Annotated in this window: 20 protein-coding genes; 5 read left to right on the top strand and 15 right to left on the bottom strand. The window is 72.6% G+C overall.

The genetic code is table 11. The features are described from left to right. Positions 1-201: 201 nt before the first annotated feature. The 4 genes from MON03_RS16365 to MON03_RS16350 form a co-directional block, all read right to left on the bottom strand. Positions 202-981 (bottom strand): DNA-formamidopyrimidine glycosylase family protein, encoded by a 780-nt coding sequence (locus MON03_RS16365; RefSeq protein ID WP_242089519.1) that lies wholly within the window; start codon positions 979-981, stop codon positions 202-204. Next, positions 974-5,743, bottom strand: coding sequence for an ATP-dependent helicase (locus MON03_RS16360; RefSeq protein ID WP_242089517.1), 4,770 nt, complete (start codon positions 5,741-5,743; stop codon positions 974-976). The genes MON03_RS16365 and MON03_RS16360 overlap by 8 nt, the downstream gene beginning before the upstream one ends. 91 nt (positions 5,744-5,834) lie before the next feature. After that, positions 5,835-6,272 (bottom strand): hypothetical protein, encoded by a 438-nt coding sequence (locus tag MON03_RS16355; protein ID WP_022903192.1) that lies wholly within the window; start codon positions 6,270-6,272, stop codon positions 5,835-5,837. 33 nt (positions 6,273-6,305) lie between these two features. Further along, positions 6,306-6,992, bottom strand: coding sequence for a hypothetical protein (locus tag MON03_RS16350; RefSeq protein WP_242089515.1), 687 nt, complete (start codon positions 6,990-6,992; stop codon positions 6,306-6,308). Positions 6,993-7,194: 202 nt separating this feature from the next. On the opposite strand from MON03_RS16350, the gene MON03_RS16345 reads away from it, so the two are divergent. Continuing rightward, positions 7,195-7,845 carry a PadR family transcriptional regulator gene (locus tag MON03_RS16345; protein WP_031273171.1) on the top strand — a complete coding sequence of 217 codons (651 nt, stop codon included), beginning with the start codon at positions 7,195-7,197 and terminating at the stop codon, positions 7,843-7,845. A 193-nt stretch (positions 7,846-8,038) separates the two neighbouring features. Here MON03_RS16345 and MON03_RS16340 read toward each other — a convergent pair whose 3' ends face one another. Continuing rightward, positions 8,039-8,662: an alpha/beta hydrolase gene (locus tag MON03_RS16340; protein ID WP_242089513.1), complete on the bottom strand. Its 624-nt coding sequence runs from the start codon at positions 8,660-8,662 to the stop codon at positions 8,039-8,041. 60 nt (positions 8,663-8,722) lie between these two features. Here MON03_RS16340 and MON03_RS16335 point away from each other — a divergent pair, with 60 nt between their 5' ends. Beyond that, positions 8,723-9,265 carry an NUDIX hydrolase family protein gene (locus tag MON03_RS16335; RefSeq protein WP_022903196.1) on the top strand — a complete coding sequence of 181 codons (543 nt, stop codon included), beginning with the start codon at positions 8,723-8,725 and terminating at the stop codon, positions 9,263-9,265. Between the two features lie 237 nt (positions 9,266-9,502). Here the strand turns inward: MON03_RS16335 and MON03_RS16330 are convergent, their stop codons facing one another. After that, the gene (locus MON03_RS16330) at positions 9,503-9,703 is read right to left on the bottom strand and encodes a CsbD family protein (protein ID WP_022903197.1); all 201 of its coding nucleotides are present in this window, start codon (positions 9,701-9,703) and stop codon (positions 9,503-9,505) included. 125 nt (positions 9,704-9,828) lie between these two features. After that, a complete protein-coding gene (locus MON03_RS16325) occupies positions 9,829-11,490 on the bottom strand; it encodes a DEAD/DEAH box helicase (RefSeq protein WP_242089511.1) in 1,662 nt (553 codons plus the stop codon). Between the two features lie 289 nt (positions 11,491-11,779). Between MON03_RS16325 and MON03_RS16320 the strand changes: the two genes are divergently transcribed. After that, positions 11,780-12,604 (top strand): endo alpha-1,4 polygalactosaminidase, encoded by an 825-nt coding sequence (locus tag MON03_RS16320; RefSeq protein WP_242089509.1) that lies wholly within the window; start codon positions 11,780-11,782, stop codon positions 12,602-12,604. A gap of 170 nt (positions 12,605-12,774) precedes the next feature. On the opposite strand, the gene MON03_RS16315 is transcribed toward MON03_RS16320, so the two are convergent. The 4 genes from MON03_RS16315 to MON03_RS16300 all read right to left on the bottom strand — a co-directional run bounded on the left by MON03_RS16315 (position 12,775) and on the right by MON03_RS16300 (position 15,119). Continuing rightward, a complete protein-coding gene (locus tag MON03_RS16315; RefSeq protein WP_242089507.1) occupies positions 12,775-13,134 on the bottom strand; it encodes a GntR family transcriptional regulator in 360 nt (119 codons plus the stop codon). A 10-nt stretch (positions 13,135-13,144) separates the two neighbouring features. Then, a complete protein-coding gene (locus MON03_RS16310; RefSeq protein ID WP_175328417.1) occupies positions 13,145-13,714 on the bottom strand; it encodes a DUF1684 domain-containing protein in 570 nt (189 codons plus the stop codon). A 175-nt stretch (positions 13,715-13,889) separates the two neighbouring features. Beyond that, positions 13,890-14,369, bottom strand: a complete 480-nt coding sequence (locus tag MON03_RS16305; RefSeq protein WP_242089505.1) for a hypothetical protein — start codon at positions 14,367-14,369, stop codon at positions 13,890-13,892. 117 nt (positions 14,370-14,486) lie between these two features. Then, positions 14,487-15,119 (bottom strand): GNAT family N-acetyltransferase, encoded by a 633-nt coding sequence (locus MON03_RS16300; RefSeq protein WP_242089503.1) that lies wholly within the window; start codon positions 15,117-15,119, stop codon positions 14,487-14,489. 96 nt (positions 15,120-15,215) lie between these two features. Between MON03_RS16300 and MON03_RS16295 the strand changes: the two genes are divergently transcribed. Further along, a complete protein-coding gene (locus MON03_RS16295) occupies positions 15,216-15,794 on the top strand; it encodes a 2-phosphosulfolactate phosphatase (protein ID WP_022903204.1) in 579 nt (192 codons plus the stop codon). A 37-nt stretch (positions 15,795-15,831) separates the two neighbouring features. After that, positions 15,832-16,134: a DUF427 domain-containing protein gene (locus MON03_RS16290; protein WP_022903205.1), complete on the top strand. Its 303-nt coding sequence runs from the start codon at positions 15,832-15,834 to the stop codon at positions 16,132-16,134. A gap of 248 nt (positions 16,135-16,382) precedes the next feature. Here the strand turns inward: MON03_RS16290 and MON03_RS16285 are convergent, their stop codons facing one another. The 4 genes from MON03_RS16285 to MON03_RS16270 form a co-directional block, all read right to left on the bottom strand. After that, a complete protein-coding gene (locus tag MON03_RS16285; RefSeq protein ID WP_242089501.1) occupies positions 16,383-17,633 on the bottom strand; it encodes an Nramp family divalent metal transporter in 1,251 nt (416 codons plus the stop codon). A 178-nt stretch (positions 17,634-17,811) separates the two neighbouring features. Next, the gene (locus MON03_RS16280; protein ID WP_242089499.1) at positions 17,812-18,759 is read right to left on the bottom strand and encodes a hypothetical protein; all 948 of its coding nucleotides are present in this window, start codon (positions 18,757-18,759) and stop codon (positions 17,812-17,814) included. Positions 18,760-18,858: 99 nt separating this feature from the next. Continuing rightward, a complete protein-coding gene (locus tag MON03_RS16275; RefSeq protein ID WP_242089497.1) occupies positions 18,859-20,031 on the bottom strand; it encodes a hypothetical protein in 1,173 nt (390 codons plus the stop codon). Beyond that, positions 20,016-23,441 (bottom strand): hypothetical protein, encoded by a 3,426-nt coding sequence (locus tag MON03_RS16270; protein WP_242089495.1) that lies wholly within the window; start codon positions 23,439-23,441, stop codon positions 20,016-20,018. The genes MON03_RS16275 and MON03_RS16270 overlap by 16 nt, the downstream gene beginning before the upstream one ends. Positions 23,442-23,449: the final 8 nt, after the last annotated feature.

Here is a 23,449-nt window from a genome sequence, read left to right as displayed (position 1 = left end):
GTCCGACCCAACCTCCGCGTGCTTCGACGGTCCGCTCTGGCCCGTCAACCGTGCAGCGCGGGACGCGGGACGCGGGACGCGGGACGCGGGCTCGGACGAGGAGCGTCGCCGATGCCGACCGCGTTCGCGCACGACCCCGGCGCGGCGCGCTCGGTCGAGCAGTGTGTTGTGATCGCGGCGGACCGCTGACCGGATCGGTCGTCAGCTCTGGCAGCGGGGGCACCAGTAGGTGTCTCGGAGCGTGAGCTCGGACTCGCCGAGCTCGCCCCGGCGGATCGGCGTCCCGCAGCGCAGACAGGGCTTGCCGGCGCGTCCGTAGACCCACAGTCGGCGACCCGGGCGGTCCACACCGGTCGTCACCCGCGCGTTGCGGTCACGGTTCGCCGCGATGAGTCGGCTCGCGAAGGCGATCACCCGTGCCGGGTCGGCGACCTGCCCGACCGGACGGGTCGGCAGCACGCCTCGGAGGAAGCAGAGTTCGGCGCGGTAGACGTTGCCGAGCCCCGCGAGCACACGTTGGTCGAGCAGGGCGAGCCCGATCGGCCGCTCCGGGTCCCGCGTGAGGTTCGCGAGCGCGAGGTCCGCGTCCCAGTCGGACCCGAGGAGGTCGGGGCCGAGGTACCCGACGATCTCCGGCTCCTGCTCCCGGGGGACCACCTCGAGGATGCCGAGCGTGAAGCCCACCGTCGAGACGTCGGCGGCGTCGAGCACGACACGGGCCTGGTGCGCGGGCCGCCGCCACCGCTCCCCGGGGGCGTAGACGTCCCAACGGCCCTCCATCTTCAGGTGCGAGTGCACGGTCAGGTCGCCGATCCGGTGCAGCAGGTGCTTGCCGCGGGGGACGACCTCGTCGACCGTGCGGCCCACGAGGTCGAGCGTCGCGAACGCCGGTACGCGGAAGTCGCTGCGGGTGAGCTCCTTGCCGGCGAGTGCGGCGTGCAGCCGGTGGGCGGCCCGGTAGACGGTGTCGCCCTCAGGCACGGAGTCGCACCCCCTGCGGTGTGGCGGTGAACCCGGCGTCACGGAGCGCCTGGCCGAGCGGGGCCTCCAGCACGAAGGCGCCGTCGACCCGTTCGACCGACAGCTTGCCGAGGCCCCGGCGCACCGTCGACGCGATCGACACGGCAGCGGCGGCGAGGTCACCCGGGTCGTCGCTGAAGGTCAGGACCGACTTCCCGCCGCGTTCGACGTACACGGTGAGCGCGCCGTCGACGAGGACCACGAGCGCACCCGCCTTGCGCCCTGGACGGTGTCCGCGCCCCGACTGCTTGTCCGGCACCCCGGCCCCGGACGCGGGAACGGTGCCGGCCCCGGACGCGGGATCGGTGCCGACCCCGGCACTCGTCACCGCGGCGCTGTCCGTGCCGGCGCCCGACGCGTCGGTCGGCCACGGCAACGCCGCCCCGTACGGGTTCGCGGGGTCGGTGGCGGCGAGGGTGATCGCCTGCCGGTCACGCTCCGGGTCGGCACGCTCGTCGTCGTCGAGGTCGCGCGCGAACGTCCGGAGCCGGTCCACCGTCGGGCCCGTCGCGAACTGTGCGGCGCCGAGGCCCTCGACGAAGTAGCCGCGACGTGCTCGGCCGGACTCCTCGAAGCGGGCGAGCACGCGGTAGACCCCGGCGAACCCGCCCCGGACGCCCTCGACCTGCACGGCACCGCGGGTCACGACCCCGTAGCGTTCGAGCAGTTGCTCGGCGGTCGCGGCGGCGCGGACGGTGGCGTCGGACTGTGCGAGGGGCAGGATCGACCAGCGACCGCCGACCGTCGGTGGTCCGGACTGGCTCGGCAGGGTGGGCCGGCGACGCCCGCGGTAGGCGCGGGTCCGCGGCGTGCTCGTGCTCTTCGCCTTGCCGGCGAGCACGGACCGGAGCGGCGCGAGGGTGTCGTTCGTGATCTGCCCCGCCCACACGAGGTCCCAGAGCGCGGTGCCGAGGGCCTTGTCGTCGGTGCTGCCGACGGCCTGTGCGAGCTGCCGGAAGAAGTACGCGCCGCCGCCGGCGAGGGCTCCGAGCACGTCGCGCTGCAGCTCGGTCGTCTCGCCACCGTCCGGCTCCGCCAGCGTGGTGTCCGCCGTCTCGGCGAGGTGGAACCGCACCCAGCCGTCGTTCCCCGCCAGGGTCCCCCCGCCGGACCACAGGACCTCGCCGGTCGCCGTCAGTTCGTCCAGCATCGACGGGGTGTAGTCGGTCACGCGCGAGGGCAGGACGAGCGACTCCCACGCACTGGCGGGCAGTGCGACCCCGGCGAGCTGGTCGAGGACCTGCAGCACGCCGTCGATGCCACGCAGACCGCCGCGGGCGCCGGGAGTGTGGACGTGCTGCCACGCGGGCAGGAAGCGGGCGAGGGTGTCGGGCGACACCGGCTCGACCTCGTGCCGGAGCGCGGCGAGCGACTTCGTGCGGATGCGGCGGAGCACCTCGGCATCGCACCACTCCGCGCCCTGTCGGTCCGGGCGGAACTCGCCCTCGACCACGCGGCGGTCGGCGGCGAGTCGGCGGAGGGTGTCCTGGACGACGGCGACCCCGAGGCCCAGGCGTGCTGCGGCCTCGTGCGCGGAGAACGGCCCGTGTGACCGTGCGTACCGGCCGACGAGGTCGCCGAGGGGGTCGGCGACGGGCTCGACGAACGCGGTCGGCACACCGATGGGCAGGGGGACCCCGAGGGCGTCGCGCAACCGCGAGGCGTCCTCGATGACGGCCCACCGCGTCTGGCCGGCCTGGGAGAACGACAGCACCCGACGATCGCGTTCCAGCGTCTGCAGGGCAGCGGCGACCTGTGCGGTGTCGTCGTCGGCGGCGACCCAGCTGCGGGCCGTGAGCTCGTCGAGGTCGAGCGCGCCGACGAGCCGCAGGACGTCCACGAGCCCCTCGGCGTCACGGGCCCGGCGGTCGGGGGAGAGCCGCTGGAGGTCCTGCTCGACGGACGCGATGACGGCCGGATCGAGCAGTTCACGGAGCTCGGCGCGTCCGAGCAGCTCGCCGAGGAGCGTCGAGTCGAGTGAGAGCGCCGCCGCTCGCCGCTCGGCCAGCGGGGAGTCGCCCTCGTACATGAACGCGGCGACGTAGCCGAACAGCAGCGTCCGGGCGAACGGCGACGGCTGCTCGGTCTCCGTCTCGACGAGCTTGATCCGTCGCCCGGCGATGTCGTCCGCGATCCCGAGCAGCGCCGGCACGTCGTAGACGTCCTGCAGCACCTCGCGCACGGTCTCGAGCACGATCGGGAACGTCGGGTACTTCTGCGCGACCTCGAGCAGCTGGGACGCCCGCTGACGCTGCTGCCAGAGCGGCGACCGCTGCCCGGGGTTCCGCCGGGGCAGGAGCAGCGCCCGCGCCGCACACTCCCGGAACCGGGCGGCGAAGAGCGCGGAGCCGCCGACCTCGTCGGTCACGAGGACCTCGAGCTCGTCGCGGTCGAAGACGAACAGGTCGGCTCCGGGGGGCTCCGCGTCGGTCTCCGGGATGCGCACCACGATGCCGTCGTCGGCCGCCATGGCGTCGCCGTCGATGCCGTGCCGCTCCCGCAGCCGGGCTCCGACCGCGAGGGCCCACGGCGCGTGCACCTGCATGCCGTACGGCGAGTGCATGATCATCCGCCAGTCGCCGAGCTCGTCGCGGAACCGTTCGACCACGAGGGTCGTGTCGTTCGGCACGTACCCGGTCGCCGCGCGCTGGTCGCGGAGGAAGGTGAGCAGGTTCGTCACGGCCCGCTCGTCGAGGCCTCCGGCGGACACCCGGGCCCGCGCGGCGTCGTCGGAGGCGCCCTCGACCTCGCGGACGAACGCGCCGGTCGCGGCACCGAGCTCCGCGGGTCGGCCGAGTCCGTCGCCCTTCCAGAACGGCACCCGTCCGGGCTGCCCGAACGCCGGGCTCACGAGGACGCGGTCGTGCGTGATCTCCTCGATCCGCCAGCTCGTCGCCCCGAGCGCGAAGACGTCGCCGACGCGGGACTCGTAGACCATCTCCTCGTCGAGCTCGCCGACACGCGAGGCCCGTTCTCCGACCATGAACACGCCGAACATGCCGCGGTCGGGGATGGTGCCACCGCTCGTCACCGCGAGGCGCTGCGCCCCCGGACGTCCGGTGAGGGTGCCGTGCACGCGGTCCCACACCAGCCGGGGCCGGAGCTCGGCGAACTCGTCGCTGGGGTAGCGACCCGTCACGAGGTCGAGCGTGGCCTCGAACGCGGAGCGCGGCAGGCCGCTGAACGGCGCGCTGCGGCGGACGAGCTCGAACCAGTGCTCGACGTCGACGGTGTCCACGGCACCGGCCGCGACGGTGTGCTGCGCCAGGACGTCGAGCGGGTTCGCCGGCACGCTGATCGACTCGATCTCGCCGGCGACCATGCGCTCGACCGTGACGGCGCTGTTGACGAGGTCCGCGCGGTGCTTCGGGAACAGCACGCCCCGCGAGATCTCCCCGACCTGGTGCCCGGCGCGCCCGACCCGCTGCAGGCCGCTGGCCACCGAGGGCGGGGCCTCGACCTGCACGACGAGGTCGACCTCGCCCATGTCGATGCCGAGCTCGAGGGAACTCGTCGCGACCACGCAGCGGAGTCGTCCGGACTTCAGGTCGTCCTCGATGATGGCGCGCTGGTCCTTCGACACCGAGCCGTGGTGGGCCCGCGCGAGCACCGGGACGCTGGCGTCGGAACCGCCCCCGCCGGTCTGCCCGGACGCGCCGATGACGTCGGCCGGCGGTCGCTTCGGCTGGGCGACGGGGGCGTGGGCGGACGCACGGCCCGGTGACTGCGTGACCGGCACCGGACCGGTGGCTGCGCCGACGCCGGCGGCCACCGGCTCACCCGCACCCGACGCGGCGAGCACCCGCTCCTCGTGGATCTCGTTCAACCGCGCGGTCAGCCGTTCGGCCAGCCGCCGCGAGTTCGCGAACACGATGGTCGAGCGGTGCTCCTCGATCAGGTCGACGACGCGCTCCTCGACGTGCGGCCAGATCGACCCGTTCGTCGGGGACTCGGTGGCGTCCGCACCGACCGGCGGGGCACCGAGCTCGGTCATGTCGTCCACGGGAACCACGACCCGCAGGTCGAAGGTCTTCTGCGCGGGCGGCGCGATGATCGTCACCGGAGCACGGCCGCCGAGGAACCGTGCGACCTCTTCCGGGGGCCGGACGGTCGCGGACAGGCCGATGCGCTGGACGGGCTTCTCGAGCAGGTCGTCCAGTCGCTCGAGGGACACCGCGAGGTGCGCGCCGCGCTTCGTCGAGGCGACCGCGTGGACCTCGTCCACGATGACCGTGTCGACGTTGACCAGGGTCTCGCGCGCGCTCGAGGTCAGCATCAGGTAGAGCGACTCGGGCGTGGTGATGAGGATGTCCGGCGGCTGCCGCAGGAGTCGTTGCCGGTCCGACGACGGGGTGTCGCCGCTCCGGACCCCCACGGTGACGTCCGGCGGTTCGAGTCCGAGACGACGGGCGGTCTGGGTGATGCCCACGAGCGGGCTCCGGAGGTTGCGCTCCACGTCGACGCCGAGGGCCTTGAGCGGCGACACGTAGAGGACCCGGGTCCGTTGCTTGGCCGGGGGACGGTCGGTCGCGCTGATGAGCCGGTCGATCGACCAGAGGAAGGACGCCAGGGTCTTGCCGGACCCGGTCGGGGCGATCACGAGCGCGTGCTGTCCCGTCGAGACGGCGTCCCACGCTCCGGCCTGCGCGGCGGTCGGGGCGGGGAACGCGCCACGGAACCACTCCGCGGTCGCGGGGGAGAAGCGCTCGAAGACGTCCGTCATGGTCCGTCCCATCCTGCCCGCGGCCACCGACAACGGGCCGAGGGACGAGCGGGGCGCCGCACCGGTGGCGCGACGCCCCGCTCGGGACCGATCAGAACGGGAGGACGAACCCGTGGTACTCGTACGAGGCGACTGCCGAACGCTCGCCGTCGACGATCTGTACGGCCGTGATGGTCCGGTCACCGCCACCGAACTGACGGCCGGGGAGGTCACTGCCCCAGTACCCTGCCGTCGGCGTGCCCGTTCCGCCTGCGTGCACGGTGACGGTCTGCCCGCGGTACGAGACCTCGATGATCGCACCCGGCTGGGCCGTCCCGACGACCAGCGCGGGCGCGCTCGCGCTGTCGGAGACGAGGACGTGGTCGATCGACGGTGCCGTGCCGTGAGGCACGGCAGTGGTCGGTGCGGCGTGCACCGTCGCGGGAGCCGCGATCGCGGGAGCGGCGGTCGCAGGAGCGGCGGCCCCGATGCCCGTGACCGCGACACCGATGGCGAGGGCGGTCGAGGCGATGGTCGTGGTGATGGTCATGGTTCGTTCGTCTCTTTCTTCGTCCGGCGGCCGTCAGGAGGGGATCGCGAAGGTCGTCCGCGACGAACCCGAGGCGTGGTCCTGGTACACGACGTTGCCCGCGGGCCAGCTGCCCTCACCCGGTGCGGTCGCGATCGTGATGGTGGTGCTCCAGCGGCCGTCGTCGCCCACGACCGCCACGCCCTGCGACCAGCCGGCCGAGCGGACGTAGACCACGGCGCCCGGGGTCGCCGTCCCGGAGAGCCGGGCAGAGGAAGCTCCGGTCCGCTCGACGCCCGAGACGACGAGGGCGCGGAGCGCTGCCTCGGCGTGCGTCGGCTGCGGGTAGACGCCGGTCAGGTCGAACGTCGTCTGCGCCCAGCGTCCGTCGGGCGCCACGACGAAGGCCGAGTTGCCAGCGAGGTTGCCGCTCAGCACGCTCCTCGTGGTGTAGGACCAGTTGCCCCGACCGTCGGACCGGACCTGCTCGTTGAGGACGTTCGCGCCGACGATCGAGAGGTACACGTCGCTGTTCGGCGTCGCCGTCCCGCGGATCGTGACGCGGGTCTCGGGGAGGAACGCTTCGGGCGTCGTCACCGTGATGACCGGAGCGGCCGCCGTGGTCGCGGTCGCGCTGACCGGGTGCGCGGCCGGAGCGGCGGACGCGACAGCCGGAGCGGCCAGCACTCCTCCCGTGAGGAGAACGGCGGTGACCACGCCGCCGAGGATCTGCTTCTGCATGTTTCTTGCCTTCCTTCAAGCGCCATGTGACGCAGAGAGCCGTTCGTGCACCGCGGTCGGACCGCTTCGCAATCCAGGTCATTCCCAGGCGGACTTGATGCGCGCGATGCGTCAGCGATGTATCGTTACTACATCGCGATACGACGAAGGTGATCGGTCAGACCGCATCGCGAGCCGACTCAGCACGACGGAAGGACACATCATGCGCTTCGACGACATGAACCCCCAGCAGCACCAGCACCCGCGCGGCCCCCGGTTCGGCGGCCCGCGGCACCACCACCACGGCGCCGGCTTCCCCGGCCGCGACCGTGGCGACCACCAGCGCGGCGGCTTCGGTCCCGGCCGCGGCTTCGGACCCGGGTTCGGCCCGGGCTTCGGTCCCGGCTTCGGCGGCGGCCCGGGCTTCGGCGGGCGGGAGCGTCGCCGTCGCGGCGACGTCCGCCTCGCGATCCTCGGCCTCCTCGCCGAGGGGCCGCAGAACGGCTACGCCGTGATCAAGACGATCGCCGAGCGCACCGGCGGCGCGTGGAAGCCGAGCCCCGGCTCGGTGTACCCGACGCTCCAGCAGCTCGTCGACGAGGACCTCGTCGTCTCGACGGGTGACGGCCGGAAGACGCTCTTCGAGCTCACCGACACCGGCCGGGCGGAGGCCGAGGCGAAGGCGGACGAGATCGCGGCCGCGTTCGAGGCGCCCGGCATGCCGGACGCGCAGCGCGCGTTCGTCGAGTCGCTCCGGAAGACCATGGGCGTCCTGCACATGTACCGGACGACCGCGACGGACGAGCAGATCGCCGCGGCGACCGACAGGGTCGACCAGCTCCGCAAGGACCTCCTGCAGATCCTCGCGGACTGACCGCGTGACCCGGTGACGGACGGGAGGCACGGTGCCAGCTGGCACCGCGCCTCCCGTCCGTCTGTCGGTCGCCACCACCCCCGAGACTCGGGCTGAGCGACCGATCTCGCGCTCCACGGCGCGAGATCGGTCGCCCTCCACGAGTCTCGCCTCCGGTGCCGCGAGTCTCGCCCTGCGCGGCGTCCGCGCGGCGCTACGCGCCGTCGCCCACGAACGCGGCGACGTCGGCCAGCTCCGCGGCCGACACCGCGTGCGGCAGTCCCGCGTACTCCCGATCGGTCACCTCGGTGTGCGCCGCGGCCCACACCTGCGTCCGAGCAGTCGCCTCCGCCGGGATCACCGGGTCGAGGTCGCCGTGGCCGAGGAACACGCGCGGACGGACGGCTGCCACGGCCTCGTCCCGGGAGTCCGTGACGCCCGGCACCACGAACCCCGACAACGACACCGCGAACGCGAAGCCCGCCGGCCGCGCTCGCAGCGCCTGCAACGCCATCGACCCGCCCTGCGAGAACCCGAGCAACCCGATGCGCGGGTGATCGGCGGCGACGGCGTCGATCCAGTCGAGCACCGCGGCCACCGCCTCGTCCACGGGGCCGAGCGCGGGCGACCCCGGTGTGCCGAGCGGGTACCACGCGTACCCCGGGCCCCACTCGAGCGGCGCCCGCAACGAGGCGACGGTCCACGCGGGCGGCAGCGCGGGTGCGAGTCCGAGCAGGTCGCGCTCGTTCGACCCCACCCCGTGCATCGCGACGAGCAGCGGGGTGCCCGCACGCTCGGACGGGCCACGGGTCCACTGCACGAGCTCGCTGTCGATCATGCGGCCAACGCTAGCCGTGGCGTCCGTCGAACTCGCTGCCGTGCCTGGTAGACACGGTGCATGGCCTCGCTGCGCACCCCCGACCCCGACTCCGGCTGGCTGTCCGACGAGGAACTCGCGAACATCCGCCGCCGCCTGCCGATCTGCTACGTCGAGGCGATCCCGGTCCGCACGGACGGCCTCGGCGTCGTCACGGAGGTCGGGGTGCTGCTCCGCGTCGCTCCCAGCGGGTCGATCGCGCGCACGCTCGTCTCCGGGCGGGTGATGTACGGCGAGTCGATCCGCACGGCGCTGTTCCGGCACCTCGAGAAGGACCTCGGGCCGATGGCGTTCCCGCAGCTGCCCTCGAGCCCGACGCCCTTCACGGTCGCCGAGTACTTCCCGCTGCCCGGCGCGTCCGTGTACACCGACGAGCGGCAGCACGCGATCTCCCTCGCGTACGTCGTCCCGGTGACGGGGACGTGCGAGCCGCGGCAGGACGCCCTCGAGCTCACGTGGATGAGCCCGATGGAGGCCGCGTCCGACGCCGTGGCCGACGAGATGGAGGGCGGCCGCGGGGCGCTGCTCCGTGCGGGACTCGCCTCGGTCGGCGCGCTGCACTAGCGGACACGCTCGGCGCGCCCGCCGACGCACGATCACGGCGGTGCCGCGTGGCACCGCACAACCGGAGTCGCTTCGCACTGCGCGAAACCGTGGTGCGAGTCGACTCCGGCTGTGCGGACCTCAGACCGCGGCTGCGACGCGCACGTCCGCGCGACGCACACGCCCGGCCCACACACGACGGAGCCCCCGGGACCACATGGTCCCGGGGGCTCCGCAGCTCGGTCGGTGTGACCGGCTTCAGTGCTTCTCGTCGCGGAGGGAGTCAGCGACGCCGTGCGCCGCGTCCTTCACGTCGTCGACGCCCTGCTTGGCCGACGCCTTGGCCTGGTCGGTCTGACCCTCGGCCTTCAGCTTGTCGTTGCCGGTGAGGTTGCCGACGCCTTCCTTGACCTTGCCGACGAGCTTCTCGCCGGTGTGGTTCTCTTCGCTGCCAGCCATACGGTCTCCTTCCAACGACGGACGTTTCCCCGTCGGCCGCTCGCGCGGCGTCCGGTGCAGGCGAACCTACGCCCGACGCCCGAGCACGTTCGGAGGGGACGTCGAGGTTCGGGGGACGACGAGCCTCAGTGACGGTCGGCAGCGCCGGCCGGACGGGAGGCGCGACGCGACCCACGACGACGGCCCGCGCCCGACTCGGAGCCGGCCCCGCGACCCGCGGCGTAGCCACCCTCGGACGACCACACCGGCGCGGAACCGCCCCGGACGACGTCGCTCGAGGCTCGGCGGCTGCCGCCGCGGCGCTGACCGCCGGACGCGGCGGCTTCGGACCCGCGGCCCCCGCGACGCCCGCCCGAGGCGTCGGAGCGCTGCGCGCCACGGCCACCTTCGGTGCGCTGCCCGCCGCGACCGCCCTCAGCCTCCGCCGGGCGACCACCACGGCGGGTGCCGGAGCCGGCCGCCCCGGTGGCGGATGCGGACTGCGCGGCCTGGGCCGTGCCTCCCGACCGACCGCCGCGGCCACGGCGACGACCGCCGCCCGTGCCCTCGGACTCGACCGAGCGCTGCTTCGGCGCGCGCTGCTGCTGGGCCGGCTGCTCCGGGGCCACGTGGCGGATCGGAGCGACCTCGCCGACGAGCTCGGTGACGGCCGGCGAGGCAGACGTGACCTGCTGCGGCGCGACCTTGATCGCCGCGGCGCGCATCATCTGTGCGACGTCGCGGCGCTCGGCCGGCAGCGAGATCGTCACCACGTCGCCCGAGGACCCCGCGCGCGCGGTGCGGCCCGAACGGTGCAGGTACGCCTTGTGCTCGGTCGGCGGGTCCACGTGGACGACGAGCTCGACGTTGTCGACGTGCACACCGCGGGCGGCGACGTCGGTGGCGACGAGGACGAGCGCCTCACCGGAGGAGAACTTGGCGAGGTTGCGCTCCCGGGCGCCCTGCGACAGGTTGCCCTGCAGGTCGACCGCCGGAATGCCCGAGCTGGTGAGCTGCTTCGCCAGGCGCTTCGCGTGGTGCTTCGTGCGCATGAACATGATGCGACGACCGGAGCCCGAGGCGAGCGTCCGGACGAGGTCCTTCTTCGCGTCGGCGTCCGGGACCTCGAACAGGTGGTGGGTCATCGCCTCGACGGGGCTGTTCGCCTCGTCGACGGAGTGCATCACCGGGTCGTGCAGGAACTTCTTGACGAGCTTGTCCACGCCGTTGTCGAGCGTGGCGGAGAACAGGAGTCGCTGCCCCTGCTCGGGTGTCGCCTGCATGATCTTCGTCACGCCCGGCAGGAAGCCCATGTCGGCCATGTGGTCCGCCTCGTCGAGGACGGTGACCTCGATGTCGCCGAGGTTCACGTGGCCCTGCTGCATGAGGTCGGCGAGCCGGCCCGGGCACGCGACGACGATGTCCACGCCGCCGCGCAGGGCGTCGACCTGACGGCCCTGACCGACGCCGCCGAAGATGGTGGTCGTGTTCAGGCCCATGGCCTTGGCGAGCGGCGCGAGGGTCGCGTCGATCTGCGTCGCGAGCTCACGGGTCGGGGCGAGCACGAGGGCGCGCGGGCGTCCGGCGCGACGCTTGCGTCCGCTGGCGGCGAGGCGCGCGGCGAGCGGGATCGCGAACGCGATGGTCTTGCCGGAGCCGGTGCGACCGCGGCCGAGCACGTCCTTGCCACGGAGCGAGTCCGGGAGGGTGTCGGCCTGGATCGGGAACGCGGTCTCCTTGCCCTGCTGGGCGAGGACGTCGACCATCGGCGCGGGGACGCCGAGGTCGGAGAAACGGGTGTCTTGCATGGTGTCGGTCATCGTGACCTTCCCAGCCGGTCGGGCCGGCTGTGGGCGCACGTGCGATGCAGTGCGCGGGCGGGATGCGCGCCGCCGGTGGTGGCTGGCGCAGTCGCCGCAGCAGAGAAGCCTGGGCACCTCCGTGAGGTGCTCGATCATCGACCACGCAGGTGGTCGGGAGTCGGGGCGTCCGTACGACGCACGAGGCGATCGGCGCCTCGAGTACCGCAAGCATAGCGGACGACCCCCTCGGACCGGGGGTCCTGCGCGTTCGCCGACCGCGTGGGAGGATTCGGGGGTGCGCTCCGGAACCGTCCTCCTGACCGTCGCCACCGCGCTCGTCGCGGTCCTCGGCACGGCGTCCTGCGCCACCGCGGCACCCGCGTCCTCGTACCGGAACCTGCCGACCTCGGGCATCCCCGACTACCAGCTCGGTGGCTCGTACACCCCTCCGCAGGGCGTCACCATCGTCGAGCGCGACAGCACCGCACGCCCGGCGACGGGGACGTACTCGATCTGCTACGTCAACGGGTTCCAGACCCAGCCGGAGGACGCGGCGATGTGGAAGCGGGACCACCCCACGGCGATCCTCCGTGACCGGAAGGGCACGCCGGTGTCCGACCCGGACTGGCCGGACGAGATGCTCCTCGACACCACGACCGCGGCCAAGCGGGCGACGATCGTGCGGGTGCTGACGAAGACGGTCGCCCGGTGCGCCGACCGGGGCTTCGACGCCGTCGAGTTCGACAACCTCGACTCGTGGACACGGTCGAAGGGCAAGCTCACCCGCTCCGGGAACCTCGCGCTCGCCGCCGCGCTCGTGCGGGTCGGGCACGCCAAGCAGCTCGCGGTCGGGCAGAAGAACACCCCGCAGCTCGGGGCGTCGGGACGGAAGCAGACCGGCTTCGACTTCGTCGTCGCCGAGGAGTGCTTCGTCTACCAGGAGTGCGGCGCCTACACGAAGGCGTACGGGAAGCGCGTCATCGACGTCGAGTACACCGACAACAGCAGTCGGCCGTGGTCCAGGGTGTGCGCGTCGACGAAGCGGCCGGCGATGACGATCCTCCGGGACCGCGACCTCGTGACGCCGCGCGACGACGCGTACGTGTTCGAGCATTGCTGACGCCGTGCCGCGGCACGGTCGGCCGGGAGGCTCGGGTCGCTCCCGCCCCGCCGGTCACGTGATCGGGCGCCTGGTCGGCCGGGAGGCGCGGACGGCCCCGCCTCGACGGTCGCGTGGTCGGGGCGCCTGGTCGGCCGGGAGGTGCGGACGCCCCCGCCTCGACGGTCGCGTCAGGCGGGCCAGGCCTCGTGCACGGCGGCGGCTGCCTGGTCCGCCGACAGCCCGGCACCCCGCGCGGCCACCGCGAGCGCCTGTGCCGCCTCAGCGACCTCGGGCGGGACCGCCGCCGGCCGGACCACCCGCGTTCCGGCGCCCCGTGCGGTGTGCACCAGCCCGGACTCCTCCAACAGCTGGTACGCCCGCGCGACCGTGCCCGCCGCGAGTCCCAGCTCGTCCGCGAGCCCACGAACGCTCGGGAGCCGCTCGCCGTCGACGAGGTAGCCCGCCTGGATCTGCGCCGCGATCTGCGCGCGGACCTGCTCGAACGGCGGGACGCTGCCGCCGCGGTCGAGTGCCACCAGACCGTTCATCTGCACCTCGCTAGAAGTCGTACTGCTCGCCGACGGGGATGGGGACGGACACGGTGTTGCCCGGGGGCGCGAGCGGGCACGCCCACGCCGGGTCGTACGCGCAGGACGGGTTGTACGCGAAGTTGAAGTCGAGCACGAGTTCGTCGTCGTCGCCGCCGAGGTCCGCGCCCTTGATCGTGTCGAGCAGGTAGCGGCCACCGCCGTAGGTGCCGCGGGCCTTCCCCGCGCTGGCGTCCTTCACCGGGACGAAGATGCCGCCGGCGTAGCCGCCGTGCGACCACACGTCGAGCGAGCCGACACCCGGGATCCGCACCACGCCGAGCCGGTCGAAGTGCACGATGCCGTCCGTGCCCGTCTCGACGTCCATCGCCTGCGGCTCCGTCGGTTCGATGCGCGCACGGAAGCGCCAGTCCGGGTCGTAGGTGGGGACCGGCAGCGACTCGAAGTCGGCCGCGTCCTCGGGCAGCAGCGGTGAGGCCGGGTGGTCGGCGTACATCGCATCCCGCGTCTCGCGCCACATCGCGTGCGCGGTCTCCGGGTCCGGTGTCGCGCGGACCCGCCGGTAGAGATCGAACGTCATCCGGCGCCAGTCGATCGTCGCGAGGGTGGTCGCGACCGTCGGGTCGACGGACGCGTCGACGGTCCGGGGCTCGTGTCCTGCTCGCAGGTCGCTCACCCGTTCAGGCTACGCCCGGCGCGCTCGCCGGTGCCAGCACGACCCCGCGGGTCGGGCGGGTCGGAGCCGGGACACGCGGTCACGCCGGGCGGCGCCACGTCGGGGCGAGCTGTCGCATCCGCAGGGCGCGCCACTGCCAGATGACCCACATGCCCGGCCAGAGCAGGACACCGAGGAACGCGGGCCGCATCCGGTAGGTCAGCCGGTCGAGCAGCAGGGTCGTGCCGTCGCCGAGGTCGACGGTCGCCATCCGGTGCGCCATCGTCATCCGTCCGAACAGCCCCGACACCCCGCCGCCGTTGTCGCGCTGCACCGGGACGCCCTGCACCTCGTACAGGTCGATGTCCACGTGGGTGTCGCCGCTCGGGAACAGGCCGAAGGCGTCCGCGGCGATCGGGTGCGGTGTGCCGGGCGTCCAGCGCTCCGGGAAGCCCTGGGGCGCCCGTGACCGGTAGCGGAGGAACGGCTTCGTGACCGCGACCATCACGGACGGCGAGAGGAGCGCGTCACGGACGGCGTCGACCGGTGCGTCGAGGACGGTGCGGAGACCCACGTGCATACGACCGACGCTACGCGGGCAGACTGTGACGGGCGTGTTGTGACGGGCACGCTGTCATCGGCGTGCTGTGACGCGCGCTTTCACCGGCGCGCAGCCCTGCTGACGCCGGACGCCGGCTCAGGCGTGGCGTGCAGTGCGCCGGCGCGAGCCCTCGGCCCGGTCGTGCCGCCGCAGCCGCTCGGCCAGCGACATCCGGACCGTCGGCCACTCGGCCGCCGTGATCGAGAACACGACCGTGTCGCGCAGGGTGCCGTCACGGCCGATCTGGTGGCTCCGGAGCACGCCGTCCTGCTTCGCGCCGAGGCCCTCGATCGCCGCCCGTGACTGCCGGTTGTGGAAGTGCGTCCGGAACTCGACGGCGATGCACTGCCACGACTCGAACGCGTGCGAGAGCTGCAGCAGCTTCGCCTCGGTGTTGATGCCCGTGCGCTGCGCCGACCGGGCGAGGAACGTCGATCCGATCTCGACGCGACGGTTCGCCCGGTCGACGTTCATGAACGTCGTCGACCCGACCACGCGACCGGTCGGGCGGTCACGGACGGCGAACGGCACCATCCGGCCCGCCTCGTGCTCGGCGAGACGGCGCTCGATCTCCGCCTCGACCTGCGCAGGGGCCGGGATCGAGGTGTACCAGGTACGCCACAGGTCGCCGTCGGTGACCGCCGCCCGCAGGTCGTCCGCGTGCTCCGACCCGAGGGGTTCGAGCGTCACGCGGTCGCCGGTCAGGGTGGGTACGGGGGCGATCTCCATGAGACGGAATCCTACGGTCACCACCCGTCACCGAGCCGTCCCCGGCGACGACCTGTGGAGACGGACAGGGGCTGGTGGACGGCTACCCTGGTGCGCGTGGCAGCACGCACGCAGCAGCAGTACCAGGTCCGGTTCGCGTGGGGCGTCGCCGGCGCCGCGCGCATCGCGCAGGACGCCCACCTGCTCGTGTGGGTCGACGTCCTCCCGACGTCCGAGCACCACGACCAGGCGCTCCGTCAGGTCGTCGCCGCCTTGCCCGACGGCCCGGAGGTGGTGCTCGGCCACCTCGGCAACGCGACCGCGATCGCCGGACGTGTGACGCGCCTCCAGGCCGACCGCGGTGACCGCTGCGTCGTCGCGATCGTCGCCGCCGGGACCGACCACGCTGCCCACTCGGACGCGGCGGACGCCGCGGGGGAGCCGTGGGACGCTCCCGAGTCGCCGGACTTCGCGGTCGAGGACCTCCTCGCGGCCGGTGCCGTCGCCGACGCGCTCGCCGCGGAGGGGATCGACCACACCTCGCCGGAGACCGCTGCCGCCTGTGCGGCGTACACGGGGCTCCGGCGTGCGGTCAAGCACCTCGTGTCGGCCTCGGAGGCGGCGCGGGCACTCGAGCCGACCGTCGTCCACGCCGCCGTGACGCGCGGTGGGGAACTCGTCACCCTGCGGGCGTAGCGTCCGGGGTGTCAACGGACCGAGCAAGGAGCACGTCATGAAGGCAGTCGTCGGCGACACCGTGATCGCGGAGAGCGACAAGGACGACCTCATCCAGATCGAGGGCAACTGGTACTTCCCGCCGTCGAGCGTGAAGACCGAGCTCCTCACCGAGAGCCCGACGCAGTACCACTGCCCGTGGAAGGGCGACACGCAGTACTACACCGTGAACGTCGACGGGCAGCAGCTGCAGGACCGGGCGTGGTCGTACCCGACGCCGATCCCGTCGTCGTTCGACCGGGTGGGCAAGGACTACTCGGGCTACGTCGCGTTCTGGAAGGACGTCAAGGTCGTCGAGTAGGCGGGTGCGGGCGCGGCGCGGCGCGCGCGCCGCGGGCGCGCTTGGCGCACGCGGCGCAGGCGCGCTGTCGCTCGGTGCGAGCGCGCTGTCGCTCGGTGCGAGGAATCGCGCACGGTGCGAGGGCCAGCGCCCCGCACCGTGCGCGAAACCTCGCACCGTGCTGTGCCGCCCTCGCACCGTGCGAGGCGCGCGCGGTGCCTCCCGGACTTCGCCCCCCCTCGCACGGTGCGAGGGGGCAAGGGGGCTTGTCAGCCCGCCAGCGTCAGCCAGACCAGTGCGACGTTGAGCGCCACGATCACCAGCGCGATGCCCCCCGCGACCACGCGGGTGGGTACCGCGTTCACGTCGTCGCCCATCACGCTCCGACGCGAGGTGTAGACCACCAGCGGCACGATCGCGAACGCGATCCCGAAGCTCAGCACCACCTGGCTCACCACGAGCAGCATCGTGGCGTCCGCGTTCACCGCGAGCAGCACGATCGCCGGGACGAGGGTGACGAGCCGCCGCACCACCACCGGGATCTGCACGTGCAGCAGCCCCTTCATGATCTCGGCGCCCGCCATGCAGCCCACCGACGTCGAGGCCAGCCCGGACGCCAGCAGCCCCACCGCGAACAGCACGCCCACCACCGGGCCGACGTTCGCCGCGATCGCCGCCTGCGCCCCCGGGATGCTGTCCGTCCCCTCGACCCCCGGCAGCGTCGCCGCGGCGAGCACGAGCATGCAGATGTTCACGCCGCCCGCCACGACCAGTGCGAGTCCCACGTCCCACCGCGTCGCGACGAGCACCCGGCGCCGTTCGGGCCCGGCCGGGACGTCCCCGTGGCGGTCCCGCGCGAGGGCGGAGTGCAGGTACACCGCGTGCGGCATCACCGTCGCACCGAGCATCGACGCCGCCAGCAGCACCGAGCCGGACCCCTCGAAGCGCGGGACCAGTCCGGCGACGAGCTCGGTCGGGGACACCTGCGCGAAGAGCAGTCCGGCGCAGAAGCCCACCGTCAGGATCGCGAGCATCGCCGTCACGACCGCCTCGAACGCCCGGGTGCCCCGCCGGTTCTGCAGCAGCAGGATCGCCATCGACACCACCCCCGTGATCACCCCGCCGGCGACCAGTGGCAGCCCGAAGAGCAGGTGCAGCGCGAGTGCGCCGCCGATGACCTCGGCGATGTCCGTGGCGGCCGCGACGACCTCCGCCTGCGCCCAGAACAGCAGCCGGGGTGTGCGCCGCATCCGCAGGCCCAGGTGCTCCGGCAGCGACTTGCCCGTGACGACCCCGAGCTTCGCCGAGAGGTACTGCACCACGACGGCACTCGCGTTCGCGGCCACGAGGACCCAGAGCAGCAGGTAGCCGTACTTCGCCCCCGCCGTGAGGTTCGCGGCGACGTTGCCGGGGTCGACGTAGGCGATGGCCGCGACGAACGCCGGGCCGAGGAGCGTGAGACCGGCGGCGCGCTTCCGCGGGGTGGTCGCCACGGCGGGGCGGGTCGCGGTGTCGGTCATGGGGACCAGTGTGCCAGAGGATTCGGCACGCCGAATCCTTGTTTTCGTCAATTGTGCAGATCGCGTGGTGACCGGCGTCAGCGGGGTGCTGCTGTCGGCCTGGAGGCGCGGGTCGGGTCCGGTACGTCGCCCGCGATTGGTGCGGCGGCCGTTCGGCGGTCCTGCGAGTCGCTCCGGCTCACGCGACCGTCGTGTCTGCGCCGGGCCAGCTCGGGAGCATCGTCTGGCGGAACTCGGCGGATGCGAGCGCGCTCTTCGGGAGCATGGCCTCGTACCAGTCGGCGTCGAGCTTGACCAGCTGCAGTCCCTCGTTCAAGCGGTAGTCGTGCTGCAGGGACATCGCCATGACTGCTGCTTCGCCGGACTCGGCGACCGTCTCGTCCACGACGCGGAGGTCGAGGCCCGCCCAGCGCAGCCTGACGTCCAGCTCGTAGTACTCCTGCACGTCCTCCACCGGGACCACCGTGGCCCACACGCCGGAACCGGTCTGGACGAACCCAGCCTGCTCGGCTGACGGGTCCAGTCGAACGATCGCGACGTGCGTTCCGTCCATCAGGTCGGCGACGTACTTCGTCCCGCCCACGGATGCGATCCCGCCCCCGAACATCGAGATCGGTCGCTGGGGCGCTGGCCGACCCGCCTGCAGGTCGTCGCGGTACACCCAGCCGATGTGCACGCCGGCGTACCGGGCGACCCACGTCTCCTGTCCGTCCCCGGTGTAGCGCCAGATCTCAGCACCGAACGGGACGCGGTGCGACGGCATCCAGTTGAGGTCGACGATGCGGTCCAGGTCGTTGGGGACGAAGCCGGTGCCTGTGAACGGCTCGCGGTCGACCCACAGGGCCCCGAGCGCTTCGGCGGTGCGTGCGTCCGAGCCACCGATGGCTGGGCGGACGAAGAGTTCCGGCGTCGCCTCGAACCGGACGACGTCGAGGTGCGGCATGTCGGGCGCGAAGGGACTGCCGGGGAACCCGAGCCCGTGCACCGCGATCAGGTCCTCGATCCGCTCGAGTCCACTCGTGGCGGCCATCGGGATGACGTACCCGCCGAAGCGCTCGAGCTGCCCGTTGAAGAACGCGTCGCTCACCTGCGGCGTGATCGCCTTCTGCATGATCGTGCCAGTCACGGTGGGGTCCCCTCGTCGTCGTGTCGTACCGCTCCTAGGCTAGGTGCTAGTGACCGGAGAGGGTCCGGATCGCTCCGACCTCGAAGCTGAGGAGCACCGTCACGCGACCTGCTCGGACTCGAGGTCGTCGAGGTCCTCTGGCCGGACGAACGCCGTGACGCTGCCTTCTCGCTCGACGAAACGGATCGCGGCGCCGTCAGCGGCGTGGATCGTTCGTCGACGACCGTCGAGAGCTCGGACCTCGACGGTCGCCCAAGCGGCAGCATTCCAATGATGTTCGACCTGGACCGACACGCCGCTCACCGTCGCGGTGGTGCGGACGGTGGCATGGCCGACGACGGCGTCCCTCGTGATCCGCGCCTCGGAACGCGACTGGTTCGTCATGAGGCTCGACGGCCGGGGCTCCCAGGCACGGCCAGGGGACGTCGGAGCCCAGGAGTGCAGCAGGGCGCCCTCGTCCCGGATCGCGCCGGGAAACCACCCGCGCTCGGTCTGCACGTACGTGCCCGCCATGATGGCAGCCGACCCACTTGGTCGGTCCCAGCTGCGCGTGACGTCGGCGGTCCGACTGAATCCGGATCGATCGAGCCAGCCGACCCGGACCTGATTTCCGATCCAGAACTCGCCGCTGGAAGGCACCGTCCCGTCCGGCCTGGAGTGCGGGGAAAGAGCCGTGAGGACCGCGGAGCCGTCAAGCCGGAGTCGCTCGGCGTCGCTCTCATGGCGCTCCCCGAGCTGCCGACGCCAGGTCAGCGCCCGGTCCGAGGACACCGTTGACCCGTCGAGTCCGACGAGTACACCGTCGCACGGTGCGTCCGCGGAGGCCGGGACGACATCGAACCCGCGGAGCGCGACGTCGCCTGCGAACGGTCCGAGGGACTCCGACTCCGGCGACTCGTCGAATCGGAGCTGATCGGTGAATGAACGGACGGCGAACAACTCGCTGCCGTCGACGAGGTGAGCACTGAACCTGCCGCGTTCCTCGTCGGCTTCAGCGGGGAGAGGAGGGTCGCCCTTCGCGATCGACCCCCACACGGTCAGCGTTCCGTCGTGCGCAGCCTGAACGTCGACCAGGAGGCCCTTCCACCACCCGATCGTGCGGCGACTGACGAGCGTCAGATCGGCGCGGGGAACACGCACGGGCACCTCGTCTCGGATGATCACGTCCTCGTCCGCCGGGGTGAGTGGTCCGAGGCGGCCGGTCGCGACCAGCTCGGTCCCGATCCACGCCGATGTGACAGAGCCGAGGACAGGGCTCAGATCATGTGCCATCGGACGCCGTCCCACTTCGCCAGGATCTCCTGCGTTCCGTCGACGTTGTACCGCCACAGCTCCGCGCCGGGCGTCAACGGGGTGTTCTGACGGAGTTCGACCTCGGGCGTGTAGTGCTCGTAGTGGCCCGCCCACCCGTTGCCGCGGAACGGGTCGAACGAGGTGAACGTTCGCGACGAGTTCCTCTCGAGCGCGGCGCCGAGCTTGATCCGGAGGTCGGTGTCGGCGACACGGTCGACGAGGTGCTGGAGTCGATCGCGGCGCTCGGGGATCGACATCGCGTTCCACTGGTGCTCGTCGATGGTCCCGTCCTGCATCCAGCCGCGGATCGTGCGCAGCGGGAGCATCCGGTCGTACACGTCCGAAGTGGGCGTGCCGCTACCGTCGAAGCCGGGTTCCGTTCGCATCCGGACACCATGGATCGGGTTGGTGCTGGGCGACGGGAACGCGGTCGTGTTGTACCCGAGTCCGAGCTTCTGGAACACCCGCAGGGGCGTGATGGAGCCGTGGTTCGAGATCGCGGTGAGATGCGCGAACTTCGCGATGAAGCCGGGGACGCCCTTCTGCGCGTAGTACCCGACGTCACCGTTCGTGATGTCCGACACCATGTCGATCGCCTGCTTGAGGGGCATCACCTTCTGGATGACGTCGCCGGATCGGATCGGGTCGAGCCCGTCTCGGATGTCGATGAGCGTGTCCATCTCGTCCGCGCTCAGTCGGTGTATCGGCTTGCTCACCAGACGTCGGAACTCGCGTCGTGACAAGCCGTGGTCGTGCAGCCGGGCGTCCAGCTCCGATCGGTAGGCAGCAGCGTCGTGGGCAACCGCTTCCTCCGAGAACTCGACCTGGAGGGGGCGTCGTCCGCTGCCCCCTGTAGCGCTGCCGTTCCCGGTCCCGCCGTGGTGTCCGAGTGTCCCCGCTGACGCAGACGGGTTTTCGAAACGTACGGCACTCGAGTCCGTGCGGAGGATGCCGGGGTGTGACGACAGGGCAGTCCCAGCCACGGCCGTTCCGGCTGCAGCCGCGTGCTCATGCGTCACGTGCTCTACGGGCGCTGACGCATCGCGGTCTGCAGGAGCGGTGCGCTCCGCTTCCGACGACAGGGCGGCGGGCGCTGCTGCGTCGTGCGATGGGAGGGGCCCATCCGGTCCCGGAGCGCGAACCTGGTCGGCTCCTGGCGACGAACCGACGACGTGCGTCTCTGCAGCGTGGACGTCCGCCGAGGTCGGGCTCTGGACGTGGCCCACGTCGGAGCGGACGGTCGTCGCGTCGGGCGTCGTCCCGGTCTGGTGCGGCGACGTGGCAGCGCCCCCGTCCTGCGGCACACCCGCGTTGCCTTGCACCCCGCGGGGGCCGGCGTGGTCGGAGGTGCCGGCCGAGGGGATGGCGTCGCCGTGCGGAGAAGCGTCGACGTGGGTCGCCGGTGCGTCCGTTCGCGTGTCCACGGCATCGGAGTGTGCGGGACCTCCGGTCGGTGCCGCTCCGTGCGGAGCAGAGGTTCCGGGCTGGGTCGCAGGAGCGTCCGCCGCCGGGGCGTCGGCGTGGACCCTGCCGTCCGCGTGCGTCGCCGGAGCACCGGCGTGCGTCGCACCCTCGCCGTGCGCCGGAGCATCGCTGTGAGAACCGTCGCCGCCGCCGTCGTTCGCCCCCGCCTCCACGTGCTCGACGTGCGTCACGACGTCCTCGCCGCCCGCGTGCGTCGTCGTGCCCCCTGTGTGAGCGGTGTCCGTCACGACGGGCGTCTGCGACCCGTCGACACTCGGCCGCTCTCCGGCGTGTGTCGTCGTCGAGCTGTGCGTCCCGGCCCCGCTGACCACGGGCGCGTCGGCGTGTTCCGTCGGAGCCGCGCCCCCGGCCGCACCGCTGTGCGACGTCGGAGCGGTGTCACCGGCAGCGGCTGCGTGCGTGCTCGGTCGGGTGACGACGTCGACCTGGGTGGCGGACGCGGTGCCCGCTGCACTCGCCCCCGCGTCACCGGCGTGAGTGTCCGTGTCGACACCGAGATCCGCCGGGCCGTGCTCGGAAGCAGCACCGCTCGCGAGGTCCAGGTCGGTCCCGGTCGACCCACCGCCGGCGTGGGCGTGGTGCGCCTCGACGGCACCGTGGCCTCCGTCGAACACGGCACCGCCCACGGTCCCGAACACGAGGGACTGGATGACGTTGAAGTCCTGACCGTTGACCTTCGCGGTCACGTAGTCGCCACCGACACCGCCGGCCGCTCCCGTGACGGCTCCGCGCCCCGTCGAGACCGCGACGTGGGTGACGGTCGACCTGGTCGCAGCCGCCTCGCGGCCGGTGCGCCCGACCAGTCCGAGACCGCCACCGATGGTGCCACCGACGGCACCGCCGAGCAGCGCGCCCTGCCAGCCCTCGGAGAACGACTTGCCCTCGACGAGGATGTTGCTGAAGCCCTGCGACACCACACCGGTCGCCATGCCCTTGAAGGTCTCGCCGGCGATGCGTGCGAACTTCGACCCGCGTCCGACGGCCTGGAACAGGCGGACGCCGTTCTCGATGGCCTCGCGCGGGATCCGCGACAGGGTGATGAGTCGCTGGATGACCTCGGCGATCCGGACGACGAACCGCATCACGGTCGCCGACGTCGCCGCCGCTCCGACCACCGCGGACGCGCCGAAGGTGAAGAAGCTCAGCGCGACGCTCACACCGACCTCGACGCCCACCGCGATGGCGAGCTCCTTGACGATGTCCATGATCTCGTTGCGCGCGGTCACGGTCTGGTCGATGAGCGCGTCGAGCGCCTCCACGGCGGCACCGGCCGCGGTGGACATCTGGCCGAGCGTCGTCACGACGGACGAGCGTGCGGAGGACATCGACGCCCACTGCGGGATGTCCGACGAACTCGCGACGGCGAGCGATGCGGCGACGCTGCTCGTGATCGACTGGAGCTGGTCGTCGTAGGCCCGCCAGGCGCTGACGGCCGTGCCCATCTTGTCGGTGTCGGCGAGCGGGAGGTGGAGACCCATCGAGGCGAGGGCCTCCTCGACCCAGCCCTGGAACTCGCCGAGCGCGCCGGGCCACCCCTCGCCCATCGCGGTCGGGACGGAGGTGTCGAGGCTGACCTCGTGCGTCGGGACCGAGATGCCACCGTCGCTGTCCTGCAGGGCACCGGCGAGCTCGGCACGCTTGTAGGCCTGGCCGGTCGCGCCCATGATCGAGTCGAACGCTGCGAGTGCCGTGGCGACGCCCTCGCTCGCCTCGCCGGCCTGCTTCGCGATGCTGTCGTAGGAGTCGATCCACTCCTTCGACGCCTCATCCGGACCGGCCATCCCGCCGGACCCGGAGAGCACGCTCTGGAGTGATGTCCACGCCGTCGCGAGGTCGTGCGAGGCGGTCGCCATGTCGTTGCCGTCGCGGGCGATGCCGAAGGCGTCGAGCCGTACGTCGGTCATGCGGTGGG

The sequence above is a fragment of the Curtobacterium sp. DN_7.5 genome (assembly GCF_022655355.1).
Taxonomy (GTDB): Bacteria; Actinomycetota; Actinomycetes; order Actinomycetales; family Microbacteriaceae; genus Curtobacterium; species Curtobacterium luteum.
Note: the sequence above shows the minus strand (reverse complement) of the source record. Positions and strands in the feature narration are given on the sequence as shown.

Coding starts and splice junctions, on each gene's coding strand:
- MON03_RS16360 (WP_242089517.1), bottom strand. CDS start 5,743: ATGACGGACGTCTTCGAGCGCTTCTCCCCCGCGACCGCGGAGTGGTTC.
- MON03_RS16355 (WP_022903192.1), bottom strand. CDS start 6,272: ATGACCATCACCACGACCATCGCCTCGACCGCCCTCGCCATCGGTGTC.
- MON03_RS16350 (WP_242089515.1), bottom strand. CDS start 6,992: ATGCAGAAGCAGATCCTCGGCGGCGTGGTCACCGCCGTTCTCCTCACG.
- MON03_RS16345 (WP_031273171.1), top strand. CDS start 7,195: ATGCGCTTCGACGACATGAACCCCCAGCAGCACCAGCACCCGCGCGGC.
- MON03_RS16340 (WP_242089513.1), bottom strand. CDS start 8,662: ATGATCGACAGCGAGCTCGTGCAGTGGACCCGTGGCCCGTCCGAGCGT.
- MON03_RS16335 (WP_022903196.1), top strand. CDS start 8,723: ATGGCCTCGCTGCGCACCCCCGACCCCGACTCCGGCTGGCTGTCCGAC.
- MON03_RS16330 (WP_022903197.1), bottom strand. CDS start 9,703: ATGGCTGGCAGCGAAGAGAACCACACCGGCGAGAAGCTCGTCGGCAAG.
- MON03_RS16325 (WP_242089511.1), bottom strand. CDS start 11,490: ATGCAAGACACCCGTTTCTCCGACCTCGGCGTCCCCGCGCCGATGGTC.
- MON03_RS16315 (WP_242089507.1), bottom strand. CDS start 13,134: ATGAACGGTCTGGTGGCACTCGACCGCGGCGGCAGCGTCCCGCCGTTC.
- MON03_RS16310 (WP_175328417.1), bottom strand. CDS start 13,714: ATGACGTTCGATCTCTACCGGCGGGTCCGCGCGACACCGGACCCGGAG.
- MON03_RS16305 (WP_242089505.1), bottom strand. CDS start 14,369: ATGCACGTGGGTCTCCGCACCGTCCTCGACGCACCGGTCGACGCCGTC.
- MON03_RS16300 (WP_242089503.1), bottom strand. CDS start 15,119: ATGGAGATCGCCCCCGTACCCACCCTGACCGGCGACCGCGTGACGCTC.
- MON03_RS16290 (WP_022903205.1), top strand. CDS start 15,832: ATGAAGGCAGTCGTCGGCGACACCGTGATCGCGGAGAGCGACAAGGAC.
- MON03_RS16285 (WP_242089501.1), bottom strand. CDS start 17,633: ATGACCGACACCGCGACCCGCCCCGCCGTGGCGACCACCCCGCGGAAG.
- MON03_RS16275 (WP_242089497.1), bottom strand. CDS start 20,031: ATGGCACATGATCTGAGCCCTGTCCTCGGCTCTGTCACATCGGCGTGG.
- MON03_RS16270 (WP_242089495.1), bottom strand. CDS start 23,441: ATGACCGACGTACGGCTCGACGCCTTCGGCATCGCCCGCGACGGCAAC.